Below are 13,280 nucleotides of genomic sequence, written 5' to 3'. Positions count from 1 at the left end.
TAGGTCAAAATGAAATACGTCACCATCGCCCTGCTGCCGGTCCTGCTGTTGGGCGGCCCCGCCTTTGCGGCCACCACTTCGCCGGAAGGACTGTGGCAGCTTCCATCCGGCGCGCGGGTCGCCATCGCACCCTGTGCCGACGCCCTGTGCGGCCAGGTCACGCTGCCGGCAGGGCATTTGAAGCTGGACCAACCCATCCTGCGCGATGTCCGCAGCGATGGCGCTGTCTGGCGGGGCAAGGTCTGGGCCGAGCAGTTGCAGGACTGGGCTGATGTGGAGATGACGCGTAACGGTGCGACGCTGCGCCTGAAGGCCTGCGCCATGATGGCTTGCCGTAACCGTGAATGGCAGCAGGCAGTGCCCTGAAACGCGAAAGGCCCGTCCCGGCGGAGGTTCGGGACGGGCCAGCCACGCCTGCGGACCATCAGAAGCCGGCCAGCAGAACGTCGGGCTGATCGGTGAAGTCGCGCGGCGTATCCAGGCATCGTTCGCCCTGGTCGATACGCTCCGGCTGAAACGTGTAACAGACGCCGGACATCACCTGACGCACCAGATCGTGATTGACGATCTCCACGGGCACCGCGCGCCCGCTGGAGACGAAGAAGCCCTGGCGGAAGACTTTCACGGCTTCCAGGAAATCATCATCGCCCTTCTCAGCCGCCCATTTGCCCAGATGGCGGAAATCCAGACCCGCGGCTTCCGCCGGCGCTCGCACGGTCTCCCCTTCCATATCGAACCGCATCAGCAAGTCCCCGTCGCGGGCCAGCGTGGCACTGGTCCGACCCGGCGGCCAGGTGGGAATGTTGTCGGGGCCTATGGAACGGCCGTTCGGTTCACGCGGTGGCACGGTGACGTCATATTGTCGACGGCCCGGCCCCCGCACCGCCTGCGCCAGGGCCAGCAACGTCAGATCATGCAGATGGGTGCAATTCAGACGTGGCGATGGCATGTCCTGGCGCCGCAGCATGCCAGAACTGACCGATTGGCCGATGAAGCCGCGCAGCGGGGCCACGGCACCTGGACAGGTCGACCAGGGAAACCGGAAAGTCTTTGCATCGATATCGGCGACGCGGTCACCATCCATCGTCACTGTCACCCGAAAATGGTGGAAATCATCCTCAAGGCCGGCGCGGACCGTCCCCCCGTCGCAATCCAGGACGATCCGGCGCCGAAAGGTGCCCCCTGTGCTACTCACGATATCCACCTTTCCGCCCTGGCGCCGCGGCGGATCATCTCCGCCGCGGCGCTTCACAGGACAGCGGTCCAGAGGCCCCAGGGGAAACCCAAAACCCCAACCCCCTGAACAGACCGTCCCATGAACCCGTTTCTCAGTCGTTCATGCCCAGCGCTGTGCCCAGCGCGGTCATCGTGTCGATCACGGCGCGCGGGTGGTCGGGATCGGTGAAATCGACGATCCGGTCCCATTGCTCGGCGATCTGCTCGGCCGACACCTCGCCCGTGCAACCCAGCGCGATGCCCTTGGAGCGTTCCCAGTCCACACCTGCGTACCAGCCGCCGCCGACCTCCACCAGCTTGCCCGACGCCTCACAGCTTTCATGGCAGAGCCACAGGACCAGCGGCGTCACCAGTTCCGGCTTCAGCGCATCCAGGAGCGCCTTGGGCATGACCGTTTCGGTCAGGCGCGACGCGGCCAGGGGGGCGATGGTGTTGACATTGATATTCTTCGAGCCGCCTTCCACCGCCAGCGTGCGGGCGAAACCATACAGGCCCAGCTTGGCGGCGCTGTAATTGGCCTGGCCGAAATTGCCATAGATGCCCGCACCCGACGCGGTCATGATCACGCGGCCAAAGCCCTGGGCGCGCATATGCGGCCAAGCAGCATGCGTGGTCCGGAACGACCCGTTCAGGTGAACGCGGATGATCAGTTCCCAATCCTCGACGCTCATCTTCTGGAACGAGCTGTCGCGCAGGATGCCGGCATTATTGACCAGGATGTCGACACGGCCATAGGTGTCCATCGCGGTCTGGATGATGCGTTCACCCTGCTCCACGCTGTCGGTATTGGCCACGGCCTCGCCCCCGGCGGCCTTAATCTCGTCCACCACCTTCTGAGCGGCACTGGCGCTGGCCCCCTGGCCGGAGGCGCTGCCACCCAGATCGTTCACCACCACCTTGGCGCCGCGCGCGGCAAAACCCAGGGCATGCGAGCGACCAAGACCACCGCCCGCCCCCGTCACCACGGCGACGCGGCCTTCAAAATCCAGACGTGACATATTTTCCTCCCTTGATCCCGGAACCTTGTCCGGTCCGATCAGTGCTTCAATTCGTTGAAGGGCGTGTTGCGGTCAGGGCGCGGATCGCCCGGCAGGCCCAGCACACGCTCGGCGATGATGTTGCGCAGAATCTCGTCGGAGCCGCCGGCGATGCGCATGGCGGACGCCCACATCCAGCTCGTCTCCACGCCGGCCCAATGCTCGCCAACCTCAGCCGCCGCCAGGGCGCCCTCAGCGCCCAGCAGATCCATGCAGAAATAGGCGGCCTGCTGGCCTTGGGCTGCCTCAATGGCCTTGTTGACCGCCTGCTCCGGTCCCGGAAAACCGCCTTGGGACAAGGAGGTCTGCGCCCGGTAGGACAGGAGCTTCAGGGCCTGGTCATTGATCCAGAAATCGGCCACGCGCTGCGTGATGAGGGCATCATCCTGACCGTATCGGCGGGCCAGGCGCAGCACGTCATGGGCGGACACGAAGCCGAAGCCCATGCCAGCCTGCATACGTTCCGTCATCAAGGTGGAAATGGCGACGTTCCAACCATTGCCCGCCTCGCCCAGCCGATCGCTGTCGGGGATGCGGACATTGTCGAAGAACACCTCGTTGAACTCCGCCGATCCCGCCATGGTGCGGATGGGCCGTACCTCCACGCCTGGGGCCTTCATGTCCACGATGAACATGGTCAGGCCCTTGTGCTTGGGTCGGGACGGATCGGTGCGGACCAGCAGGATGCCGTAATCGGCGTAATGCGCGCCCGAGGTCCAGACCTTCTGGCCCGTCACCAGCCAATCGTCGCCGTCCCGCACGCCCTTGGTGCGCAGGGCTGCCAGATCGGAGCCTCCGGCCGGTTCGGAGAAAAGCTGACACCAGATCTCCTCTCCCCGCAGGGCCTTACGGACATAGCGGTCGCGATGGGCATCGCTACCATGGGCGATGACAGTGGGGATGGCCATGCCCAAGCCGATCTCATACACGCCGAAGGGCACCTCGAACTGCCCTTCCTCCTGCCGGTAGATCACGGCCTCGATGGGCGTCCCGCCCGCCCCGTAGGGTGCCTGGATGGTGATCCCGGCATAGCCGGCGTCGGCCTTCAGCGCCTGCCAGGCCTTCGCCTCTCCCAGGTTGCTGCCGTCGGCAACGGCCATGCCGCGCGCGCCGCCGTCGGTGCGCCGACGGGCATGGGCTTCCAGCCAGGCCCGCGCCTTGGCGCGGTAGGTGGCCTCTTCGGGACTGTCGTTGAAATCCATGACTGACCTCCCTTATGCCGCTTGCGCCGACAGGGCGCCGACGATGCGTTCGCGCCAGCGCTGGCTGGGGCCGAAGGCCAAGCTATCGGCCTGGGCCCGGCGGTAGAAGAACTGGCAGTCGGATTCCCAGGTGAAGCCGATGCCGCCATGGGTCTGCACATTCTCCTGCGCAGCAAAACGCAGGGCGTCGGACGCCGACAGATGGGCTCCGGCGGCAGCCAGCGGCAGGTCCGGCGCATCCACTGACAGGGCCCAGGCGCCCCAATAGGCATGGACGCGCGCCGTCTCGATCTTAATGAACATGTCGGCCAGCTTGTGCTTGATGGCCTGATAAGTGCCGATCGGGAAGCCGAAAGCTGTGCGTTGCAGGGCATATTCCCGCGCCATTTCCAGTGCCCGCTGGGCCGCCCCTACCTGTTCGAAGGCCAGCAGAATGGCAGCACCATCGACCAGCGTCGCAACGGCGTCCTCGTTGCCGGTCGGCAGGATCTCCGCCGCCACACCCTCGAAGGTCAAATCCGCCAGCGGCCGGGTGGGGTCCAGGGTCATCAGGGACTTGCGGGTCACACCGGCACCATTCAGTGGCACCAGGATCAGCACGGTACCGCCGGCGGAATCCGCCTGCATCAGCGCCAGATCGGCCTGCACCCCATAGGGCACCAACCGCGCCCGACCGCTGATCCGCCCACCCTCCATGCGCAGCGTTGAGCCACCGCTGGACAGCGCGTGGGTACCGATGGCCGATCCTTCGGCCAGAAGCGGCAGCCATTTCTCCTGCTGGCTGTCATTACCGTAACGGCGCAGGGCCTCGGCACAGACGCCAGTCGATGCCACGAACGGCACCGGCGCCAGCGCATAGCCGATCTCATAGGCGGCGGCGCATAGTTCCAGCGCCCCCAGACCTGCCCCGCCCCGTTCCTCGGGCACGGCCGCACCCAGTACGCCAAGCTCCGCAAGCGCCTTCCAGGTGGCGCGCGACAGGCCGGTGCTGCTTTCCAGCACCGTGCGCACTTCCTTCATGGTGCAGGTGTCGGCCAGACTGCGGCGCACCTGATCGGCGAACATCTTCTGTTCGTCGGAGAAATCGAAATTCACGGCGACGCCCTCCCCATTTCGCGGGTGGTGCCCTGCGGTCGCGGCCGGTCAACCGCGCCGCAGGGCCTCTGCGCATTTCTTCAGATGCGCTTCAGGATGGGGGTCAGGCGCTGGGCCACCGTCATGTCGCCACTGACCTTCATCTTACCCTGCATGAAGGCCATCATGCTGTCCATGCGGCCTTCGGCGATGGCGACGAAATCCGTGAACTTCACAGCGACATTGCAGTCGGCCTTGTCGGCACGGTTATCGACGATGTTCGGCACGGTCTTGGCGTCGATGAAAATGGCGCCATCATTGCCGAAATCGAACTTCATGGTGCGGCCCAGGCCGCAATTTTCGCCAACGGCGCCAGAAACGCGGGCGGTCAGGGTTTCCAACGTGGACATGTTCTTCTCCATTTTGAAAAAGGTTCTTGGATCTGGTATGGCTCAGGCGGTGGCGATGACCGCTTCGCCTTCCATGGTCACGGTGCCGTCATCGATGCTGGTGCGCAGACCGATGCGGACACGCGGTTCACCATCGACCGTGACATGTTCCAACACCCGGCCTTCGCACTTGATGTTGGCGTTGACCGGTGTGATGGCGGTGAAGCGCGCCTTGAAATTGCGCAGCTTTTCCTGGGGGGCCTGCTGACGCACGAACTGCGCCAGATAGGCCATCGACAGCATGCCCTGGGCGAAGACATCCTCCCGCCCGAAGATCTTGGCGAAATCGCTGTCGATATGCATGGGGTTGTGGTCGCCGGAACCGCCGGCGAACATGGCCAGCACCCAGCGGCTGGCGGGCCCGGCCTCGTGCGGGGTCAGGTCCTGTTCCGGGGCCAGATTGGCAAGATCGGGATAGCTCATGTCCGCCCCTTCAATTCCGATAGATGGCGACGGTACGGGCGGTGAGGCAGAGCACATCGTCCTGGTTGTGGACGGTGGTGTCCTGGACGATGAACTCCATCTTGCCGCCCTTCTTTTCATAGATATCGACCGTCTTAGTCTTCAGACGCAGGCGGTCACCGGCATAGATCATGGTGTGGTAGATGAATTCCTGCTCGCCATGCAGGACGGCGCCCACATTGTCGACCATGTCGATCATGTTGCCCTTCTTGGCCGGGGCCTGCAGGGTCAGACCGAAGACGAAGGTCGGCGGGGCCGGAATATTGCGATAGCCGCGCGCCTTGGCGGCCTCCTCGCTGGAATAGGCGGGGTCGCTTTCCCCCGTCGCCATCGCGAACAGCTTCAACTGCCCCTTTTCCACGTCGATGAAGCGGTCCTCGGACTCAACGCCAAGGAAGCTGCGATCCACAGGCATGATTTCCTCACACGCGTTCGTAAAGGGCGACCACGGCGGCACCGCCAAGGCCGATATTGTGCTGGAGCGCGAAACGCAGCCCCTCCACCTGCCGCTGATCGGCCTGGCCGCGAAGCTGCCAGACCATCTCGGCGCACTGGGCCAGACCCGTGGCACCCAACGGATGGCCCTTGGACAAAAGGCCTCCCGACGGGTTGGTCACGACCTTGCCGCCATAGGTGTTGTCGCCGTCCCAGATGAACTTCTCCGCCGTGCCTTCCGGCGTCAGGCCCAGGGCCTCATAGGTCAGCAACTCGTTGGCGGTGAAACAGTCGTGCAGTTCGACGACCCCCACCTCTTCCGGCCCCACGCCCGCCAGTTCATAGACCTGATTGGCCGCGGCCTTGCTCATGTCATAGCCGACGACCTGCATCATCGACCTGGACTCAAAGGCGGCCGGAGTGTCGGTGGTCATGGCCTGAGCCTTGATGCGCACCGGCGCTACCAGACCGTGCTTGGCTGCGAATTCCGCCGAACAGATAATGGCGGCGGCAGCCCCGCAGGTGGGCGGGCAGCACTGGTACCGGGTCAGCGGCCCATATTGGTGAGCCGATGCCATTACCTCTTCCACGGTCAGTGGCGTGCGGAAGATCGCCAGCGGATTATTAGCGGCGTGCTTGCGCGCCTTCTCGGAAATCTTGGCAAAGGTCTCGTCCTTCGCACCGTACTTCTTCTGGTACTCCACCCCGGCCCCACCGAAGAACTGCGACGCCGGCGGTGCTTCAGTGAACTCCTGCAGGTTCAGCATGGCCTGTAGGTGGTTGGCCATGGGGTTGGCGCGGTCCATGAAGTTGGAGCCCAGGGCGCCGGGTCTCATCTCCTCGAACCCCACGGCCAGCGCGCATTCCACGGCACCGCTTTCCACCGCCTGACGGGCCAGGAACAGCGCCGTGGAGCCGGTGGAGCAGTTGTTGTTGACGTTGATCACCGGAATGCCGGTCAGACCCACCTTGTAGACCACCGACTGGCCGCAGGTGCTGTCGCCATACACATAGCCGGCATAGGCCTGCTGGATCTGGTCGTAGCTGACGCCGGCATCCTTCAACGCCAGGCGGATCGCCTCTTCACCCATCTCCTGATAGCCGTCGCTGGCCCCCGGCTTCTTGAAGGGGATCATCCCGACCCCCGCCACCCTGACATCGCGTCGCATGGTGTGCGCTCCTCCTGATTAGGGGTTTGAATTTTTACTAGTTATTTAAATTTCGATTGAACGTTAAAATTATGAGCAGCGCCTGTCAAGCGCATTTCGCGACGCCGGCGCGAAATGTTCCCGCGATCAGGTCGGCGGCCTTTTCCGCGATCATGATGGTGGGCGCGTTGGTATTACCGGACACCAAACGCGGCATGATGGAGGCATCGACCACGCGCAGACCGTCGATCCCCCGCACCCGCAATTGCGCATCGACAACAGCGTCCGTATCGCTGCCCATGCGACAGGTGCCGACCGGATGATAGACCGTGTTTCCCTGCGCCTCGGCAAAGGCCAGCAACGCCTCGTCGCTGTCGCGCATATCGATGCCCAGCGGCTTCGCACCCAAGTGCAGCAGGGCGGGTGCTGCCAGGATGGACAGGGTCAACCGCAGCGAGGCCAGTGTGACATGCCGGTCTTCCGCCGCCGCCAGATAGTTAGGCCGGATCAGCGGCGGGGTCAGGGGATCGGGACCGGCCAGGTGGATGTCACCCCGGCTTTCCGGGCGCAACTGGCAGGGCGCACAGGTCAGGGCCGGAAAACCGTCCAGCCGCCCGGAATCATAAACAGACGAACTGCCAGGCAGCATGTGCATCTGGATGTCAGGGCTGGCCAGGCCGAAGCGGCTGTTGGCGAAGACCACCACATGCGCAGCGGCAGAGGAGAACATACCGCGTGATTGCATGGCATAAGCGGCAGCCGCCTTCAGCAGACCCCAGGGCCGGCCCTGCTCGTTGTAGGTGCCGACCGCGTCCAGCCGCGCGATGACGGGAACAGCATAATGGTCCTGAAGATTACTGCCGACGCCCGGTTGGTCCAGCAAGACGGGCAGGCCCATTTCCCGCAGATGCGCCCCCGGACCGATACCTGACAGCATCAGCAATTGGGGCGAGGCCACGGCCCCGGCTGCCAGCAATATCTCGCCCCTGGCCAGGAAGCGCTGTTCCTCCCCGCCGCGACGAACACGCACCCCCACGGCCCGACCGCCTGAAAGCTCAATGCGGGTGACGGTGCAGCCCGTCACAACCCGCAGATTGGGCCTGTTCAGGGCCGGGCGCAGGAAGGCCCGCGCCGCCGACATGCGACGGCCGTTGCGCGCCGTCATCTGGAAGACGGACACGCCCTCCTGCTCCACCCCGTTATAGTCCGGGTTGCGGGGAAGTCCGACCTCCGTGCAGGCCTGCATAAAGGCCTCGTCTACGGGCAGCAGGTCGAAGGGCGGGCTGACGCAGAGCGGCCCACCCTGGCCCCGCCATTCCGACGGCGGCCCCTGCCAGTCTTCCGACCGACGGAAATAGGGCAGGACCTCCTCGAACGACCAGCCGGGGCAGCCAAGTTGCGCCCAGCCATCATAATCCAGCCTGTGCCCGCGCACATAGACCAGACCATTGATGGCGGACGATCCGCCCAGCACCTTGCCCTTGGCCCAGCGAAAAGCCCGCCCGCCGAGATCCGGTGCCGTGCGGTAATTCCAGCTATAGGAGGGCGAATGCGCTGTCAGGCCGAAGGCCAACGGCACCTGGATCAACGGATTGCGATCCGGCCCCCCAGCTTCCAGCAGCAGCACCCGCTTGGCGGGGTCGGCAGACAAGCGGTTGGCCAGCACGCAACCGGCACTGCCAGCCCCGATAATCAAATAGTCGACATCCATCGCCATTCCCCGTCATAGCCGCACATCAGTCCAGAGCAGGCCCTGGCTGTCCGAAGAAGGGCCGACGAACACGCGATGCAGCCCGCCTTCCACCTGCCAGCGCCGCCCGTCCGGGCACCACCAGGCCAGATCGGCGGGGGGAACATGGAAATGCAGTGTCCGCGTCTCGCCGGGCCTCAGGGTGACGCGCTGAAAACCACGCAGCAGCTTCACCGGCCGTTCGGCGGCGATACCGGGAAAGCCGATATAGAGCTGCGCCACTTCGTCCGCCGTCATCGGCCCGTCATTGCGGATGCTGACCTCGGCGTCGATGCCGCCATCGGCCGCTGCCCGCGTCTTCAACGCCCGATAAGCGAAGCGCGCATAGGATAGGCCATGGCCGAAGGGAAAAGCCGGACGCACCCCATGCTTTTCCAGCAGCGCATAGCCATGCCAGGCGCCATATTCGATACTGTCCGCCTCCTTGTCGAAGGGCGGATAATCCGATGCCGCCGCCGCAACGGTGAAGGGCAGCCGTCCCGACGGCGAGACGCGGCCGGTCAGCAGGTCGGCCAGCGCCCGCCCACCCTCCATGCCGGCATAAAAGCTTTGCAACACCACCGGCACCGCATCGATCCATTCCGCCATCAGCACGGCGGAACCGGCCACGACGACCACGATGCAGTTGGGTTGCGCCGCGGCGATGCTGCGGATCAGATCGATTTGCGCCGCCGGCAGGTGCAGGCTGTCACGGTCGCCGCCGGACATGAGTTGGTTGTCGCCCCCGGTTTCCACCTGACCCAGGGAGATGTCGCCGGGAATGAATTCGCCCTCGTCGCGGGCGGTATATCCGACGATGATGATGGCCACCTGGGACTTCGCCGCCGCCAGCGCCGCTGCTGCGGCATCCCCCTCATCGCCGCCGAACCGGACGCTATCGCCCAAGCGAACCAACAAGCCCTGCATGGGCGTCACCGTCGCCGGCGGGGCAACGCGGCTGGATCCATGGTCGCCCAGGTTGGGCAGCAGGGCCAGCCGGCCGAAGACCGTAACGTCGCGCAGCGTACCGGCATCCAGCGGCGCCACGGCCCCCTCATTCTTCAGCAGCACGGCCGACTTGACCGCCGCCTCATAGGCCAGTTCACGGTGCGCGGCACGGGCCACCAGATCGGGTGTATAGGCCTCCAGCGGATCCTCCGCCGCTGCGAAACGGTAGAGCGCGGTTAGGATGCGGCGGCAGGCCGTGTCGATAACCGCCGGCTCGATCACCCCGCTTTCCACGGCCTCCACAAGCCGGGAGCCGAAATTGATGGGCTCCGGGTTCTCGATATCCAGGCCGGCGGCGGCGCCATAGGGCGCCTTCACGCCGAAGACCCAGTCGGAATGGACGAACCCGTCAAAGCCCCATTCATGGCGCAGGATGTCGGTCAGCAACTCCCGATGCTGGCCGCAGAATTCCCCATTCACCTGGTTATAGGCACTCATCACCGAGGCGCAGCCGGCATCCAGCACCCGCTTGAAATGCGGCAGCCAGACCTCGCGCAAGCTACGCGCATCGACCCGGACATCGACCTTGAAGCGTGCATTCTCGATGGAGTTCAGCGCGAAGTGCTTCACGGTGGCGATGACATTGTGGGTCTGGATGCCGGTTGCCAGCGCCGCCCCCATCAGCCCGACATGATAGCTGTCTTCGCCATAGGTCTCCTGCGCCCGGCCCCAGGCGGGATGGCGCAGCAGGTTGACGCAGACCGCCCCCGACAGGTTGCAGCCCTGCGCACGTGCCTCGATCCCCATCGCCTCGCCGATGCGGCGTTCCAGATCGGTGTCGAAGCTGGCGCCCCGCGCCATGCTGACGGGAAAGCAGGTGGAATTGCCGCGCACCACGCCACGCGGCCCATCGGTGAAGTAAAGCGCTGGCACGCCCAGCCGCTCGCACCCGCCGCCCGCCCGGTAAGGGTGGGCGCCCCAGCGCCCCGCACTTTCCGCGAATTGCTGAAAGAAGCCATGGCCCGACATCATCGCCACCTTCTCCTCCAGCGTGGCGGCAGCCAGGATGCGGGTCACCTGCCGGGCGATCTCCGCCTCCGTCATGCCTTTCACGGGGCCCAAATCAGACATTGCTTTTCTCCCTCCGCCCGACCGTTCCCATCGCAGTCGGGTTCGTTTCCCACATATTTATCCCATTGGACAAATTTGACAAGCAGGAACGGCCGGCGGGCCGGAAAAGCAAAGGACCCGTCCGGTGTCGGAACGGGTCCTTGGGGTTGGCAGCACGGGGATGCAACGATCAGGCAAGCGGGACAAGGCGGATTGCCTGCCCCCCGCCGGGTGCCAAACGGATCGGCAACTGGTCACCCGCCCCCACCCGCGCAGTCCAGACCCTCCAGGCATCGGGTCTATCCCGCCAGTCGGCGTCGGGTGCGTCGCCGTAGATTGTGGCCTGATAGGGCACGCCTTCCTCCAGGAAGCCGAGGTCGATCTCAATGTCCAATGGCCGTCCGTCACCAATGGCGCCGATATACCAGTCGCGCCCGCCCCGTTCCTGCCGGGCGATGACGACATGGCGTCCCACCTCCCCCTCCAGGGCGATGGACCTCTCCCAATCGACGGGCACATCCTTGATGAACTGGAAGGCCGGGTGGCCTTCGTAATTCTCGATCAGGTCGGCCGCCATCTGCATGGGGCTGTGGATGACGACATAAAGCGCCAGTTGCTTTGCCAAGGTCGTGTTGACCCGCGACCGGCCATAGATCAGCCGCCGCTGTACACCACGCCAGCCCCGCAGCCACTTCAGGGCCGGATCGAAGATGCCGGGGGTGAAATCCATGGGGCCGGACAGCAGTCGGGTGAAGGCCAACGTCGCCTCATGCTCTGGCGGGTTGCCGCCATCGGCCACGTCGAAGGCGTTGAATTCCTGGCCCCGCGCGCATTCGCGGGAAAACAAGTTGGGCCACGTGCGGCGCAGACCCGTGTCCTTCACCCCCTCATGCGCAATAACGGCGATGCCAAGACGGGCCATGGTTTGCGTCACCAGGGCGTGATGGTTCACGCTGAACTGGCCGTAATGCCACTCATGGGTCGTGGTGCCGTCGGGCAGGCGGCGGACCAGGCCCGGCTGGGCTGCGACATAGCCGGTCTTGACCACCTTTGCCCCCCAGCGGCGGAGACCGGCCGTGATCTCCGGCAGGGATATTTCCATATGGCTGATATCGCCGCCGCTTTCGGCATGGCCGACCAGATGCACGCCGCTGGACCGCGCGCGCGCCAGCACCGCCGCCTCGTCAAAGCCGCTGGAGGGTTCGGTGAAGCGCATGGCCTCCACTTTCGGCCATTGCTCCCAGCCCTGGTTCCAGCTTTCGATCAGTACCCCGTCGAACCCGTGCCGGGCGGCAAAGTCGATATAGTCCAGACAGCGCGCCGTCGTCGCCCCATAATGCGGGCCGGGCACCCGGTCCCAGATGTTCAGGATATAACCCCACCAGACGCCGATATATTTGCCGGGCCGGAAGGGGGCCGGATCAATGGCGGGCGGGTCGTTCAGGTTCAGGATCAGGCGGGAATTGATCAGGTCAACGGGCCGCCGCCCCACCTGCACCGTGCGCCAGGGCGTGCGGATCGCGCCATCCCCGCGTACCTTCACCCCGTCCGACCAGGGCGTCAGGTCACAGCGCAGCATGCCGCCCGGCTGCGGCGCCAGATTCATGCCGGCATAGTCGACCAGGGCCGCTTCATGGAAGCAGAGCGTCAGGCCATTCTCTGTCCGCACCGTTAGCGGCGTGTGCAGAGCACGGCCCCGCGGCTCATCCCGAACCGCCGACAAGGGCTGGCAGCGATAGAGATATTCATCGCGTGCGAAACCATAGGCCGGCAGCCACCAGAGCAGCGGATCGCCGCCCAGGACGAACTCCGTCCGTTCGTCCAGCACCTCGACCGGCGCGGCACCCGGCAGCACGCAACGCAGGGCCAGGCCATCGTCGGACAGGCGCAGATGCAATTCCAGAAGCCGACCCGGCGCCGCCTGTTCCTTCAAGGTCAGGACCAGTTCGTTGTGCCGGTCGCGGATCAGCCTTTCCTCGCCCCAGGGCTGTTCCCAGACCTCGTCCCGGTCCCGGCGGCGTTCCTCCACCACCGTGAGATCGCGTTGCAGCCGGCCGCCGGGATGCAGGTCGAAACCCAGGCGGGAGGGATTGATGACCGGCTTGCCATCGACCGACAACTCATAGAGCGGCGCACGCGGGTCGATGGTGACGGTGGCAACCATCCGCCCATCGGGCGAGACCAGGGAATAGGCGGGCCCTTCCGGACGGTCGATGGCTGGTTCATGCTCAGCCGGTGGCGGCCAACGGTCGAACGGCTCCGTTGCGCGACGGCGTTTATAGGCTTCCGCCCCACGCCATTGCCGCAGGAATTCCGGTACCCTTTCGTTGACGGCATAGGCGCCCGCCCCCACCCCCACGAGACCTGGATCTGCGAGCGGATTGCGGAACAGGCCCTGCATCAGCGCCCCTGATACCGCAAGGCCCGCCCCGACCCGCGCGCCCAGCCCC

The 13,280-nt window shown here is 65.2% G+C and carries 12 protein-coding genes and 1 pseudogene; 1 reads left to right on the top strand and 12 read right to left on the bottom strand.

The genetic code is table 11. The annotated features are described in order from the left end of the window. Positions 1-9 precede the first annotated feature (9 nt). Complete coding sequence (locus tag KBA48_RS19835) at positions 10-366, top strand: hypothetical protein (RefSeq protein ID WP_292909569.1); 357 nt, start codon at positions 10-12, stop codon at positions 364-366. Positions 367-424: 58 nt separating this feature from the next. Here KBA48_RS19835 and KBA48_RS19830 read toward each other — a convergent pair whose 3' ends face one another. The 12 genes and pseudogenes from KBA48_RS19830 to KBA48_RS19775 all read right to left on the bottom strand — a co-directional run. Beyond that, positions 425-1,195 (bottom strand): DUF2889 domain-containing protein, encoded by a 771-nt coding sequence (locus tag KBA48_RS19830; RefSeq protein ID WP_292909567.1) that lies wholly within the window; start codon positions 1,193-1,195, stop codon positions 425-427. 133 nt (positions 1,196-1,328) lie between these two features. Then, entirely contained in the window at positions 1,329-2,234 is a 906-nt protein-coding gene (locus tag KBA48_RS19825; protein WP_292909565.1) for an SDR family oxidoreductase, read from the bottom strand. Between the two features lie 38 nt (positions 2,235-2,272). Beyond that, a complete protein-coding gene (locus tag KBA48_RS19820; RefSeq protein ID WP_292909563.1) occupies positions 2,273-3,475 on the bottom strand; it encodes an acyl-CoA dehydrogenase family protein in 1,203 nt (400 codons plus the stop codon). A gap of 12 nt (positions 3,476-3,487) precedes the next feature. Beyond that, positions 3,488-4,570 (bottom strand): acyl-CoA dehydrogenase family protein, encoded by a 1,083-nt coding sequence (locus tag KBA48_RS19815; RefSeq protein WP_292909561.1) that lies wholly within the window; start codon positions 4,568-4,570, stop codon positions 3,488-3,490. An 80-nt stretch (positions 4,571-4,650) separates the two neighbouring features. Continuing rightward, positions 4,651-4,959, bottom strand: a complete 309-nt coding sequence (locus KBA48_RS19810; protein WP_292909559.1) for an SCP2 sterol-binding domain-containing protein — start codon at positions 4,957-4,959, stop codon at positions 4,651-4,653. 42 nt (positions 4,960-5,001) lie between these two features. Further along, complete coding sequence (locus tag KBA48_RS19805; RefSeq protein ID WP_292909557.1) at positions 5,002-5,421, bottom strand: MaoC/PaaZ C-terminal domain-containing protein; 420 nt, start codon at positions 5,419-5,421, stop codon at positions 5,002-5,004. 10 nt (positions 5,422-5,431) lie between these two features. Continuing rightward, positions 5,432-5,875: a MaoC family dehydratase N-terminal domain-containing protein gene (locus KBA48_RS19800; protein WP_292909555.1), complete on the bottom strand. Its 444-nt coding sequence runs from the start codon at positions 5,873-5,875 to the stop codon at positions 5,432-5,434. Between the two features lie 7 nt (positions 5,876-5,882). Beyond that, positions 5,883-7,064: a lipid-transfer protein gene (locus KBA48_RS19795; RefSeq protein WP_292909553.1), complete on the bottom strand. Its 1,182-nt coding sequence runs from the start codon at positions 7,062-7,064 to the stop codon at positions 5,883-5,885. 85 nt (positions 7,065-7,149) lie between these two features. Further along, positions 7,150-8,754, bottom strand: a complete 1,605-nt coding sequence (locus tag KBA48_RS19790) for a GMC family oxidoreductase (RefSeq protein ID WP_292909551.1) — start codon at positions 8,752-8,754, stop codon at positions 7,150-7,152. A gap of 12 nt (positions 8,755-8,766) precedes the next feature. Beyond that, on the bottom strand, positions 8,767-10,851 hold the full coding sequence (locus KBA48_RS19785) for a glycoside hydrolase family 3 C-terminal domain-containing protein (RefSeq protein ID WP_292909549.1): 2,085 nt from the start codon (positions 10,849-10,851) through the stop codon (positions 8,767-8,769). 169 nt (positions 10,852-11,020) lie between these two features. Then, positions 11,021-12,994 (bottom strand): glycoside hydrolase family 97 protein, encoded by a 1,974-nt coding sequence (locus KBA48_RS19780; protein ID WP_292909595.1) that lies wholly within the window; start codon positions 12,992-12,994, stop codon positions 11,021-11,023. A gap of 168 nt (positions 12,995-13,162) precedes the next feature. Beyond that, a pseudogene (locus KBA48_RS19775) lies at positions 13,163-13,280 on the bottom strand (iron chelate uptake ABC transporter family permease subunit); the annotation flags it as partial.

The organism is Niveispirillum sp., from assembly GCF_017996735.1.
Lineage (GTDB): Bacteria > Pseudomonadota > Alphaproteobacteria > Azospirillales > Azospirillaceae > Niveispirillum.
Note: the sequence above shows the minus strand (reverse complement) of the source record. Positions and strands in the feature narration are given on the sequence as shown.

What these genes read in the sequence shown, in the direction of transcription:
- KBA48_RS19785 (WP_292909549.1), bottom strand. Translation starts at nt 10,851, where the DNA reads ATGTCTGATTTGGGCCCCGTGAAAGGCATGACGGAGGCGGAGATCGCC.
- KBA48_RS19780 (WP_292909595.1), bottom strand. Translation starts at nt 12,994, where the DNA reads ATGGTTGCCACCGTCACCATCGACCCGCGTGCGCCGCTCTATGAGTTG.
- KBA48_RS19805 (WP_292909557.1), bottom strand. Translation starts at nt 5,421, where the DNA reads ATGAGCTATCCCGATCTTGCCAATCTGGCCCCGGAACAGGACCTGACC.
- KBA48_RS19835 (WP_292909569.1), top strand. Translation starts at nt 10, where the DNA reads ATGAAATACGTCACCATCGCCCTGCTGCCGGTCCTGCTGTTGGGCGGC.
- KBA48_RS19820 (WP_292909563.1), bottom strand. Translation starts at nt 3,475, where the DNA reads ATGGATTTCAACGACAGTCCCGAAGAGGCCACCTACCGCGCCAAGGCG.
- KBA48_RS19810 (WP_292909559.1), bottom strand. Translation starts at nt 4,959, where the DNA reads ATGTCCACGTTGGAAACCCTGACCGCCCGCGTTTCTGGCGCCGTTGGC.
- KBA48_RS19795 (WP_292909553.1), bottom strand. Translation starts at nt 7,064, where the DNA reads ATGCGACGCGATGTCAGGGTGGCGGGGGTCGGGATGATCCCCTTCAAG.
- KBA48_RS19790 (WP_292909551.1), bottom strand. Translation starts at nt 8,754, where the DNA reads ATGGATGTCGACTATTTGATTATCGGGGCTGGCAGTGCCGGTTGCGTG.
- KBA48_RS19800 (WP_292909555.1), bottom strand. Translation starts at nt 5,875, where the DNA reads ATGCCTGTGGATCGCAGCTTCCTTGGCGTTGAGTCCGAGGACCGCTTC.
- KBA48_RS19825 (WP_292909565.1), bottom strand. Translation starts at nt 2,234, where the DNA reads ATGTCACGTCTGGATTTTGAAGGCCGCGTCGCCGTGGTGACGGGGGCG.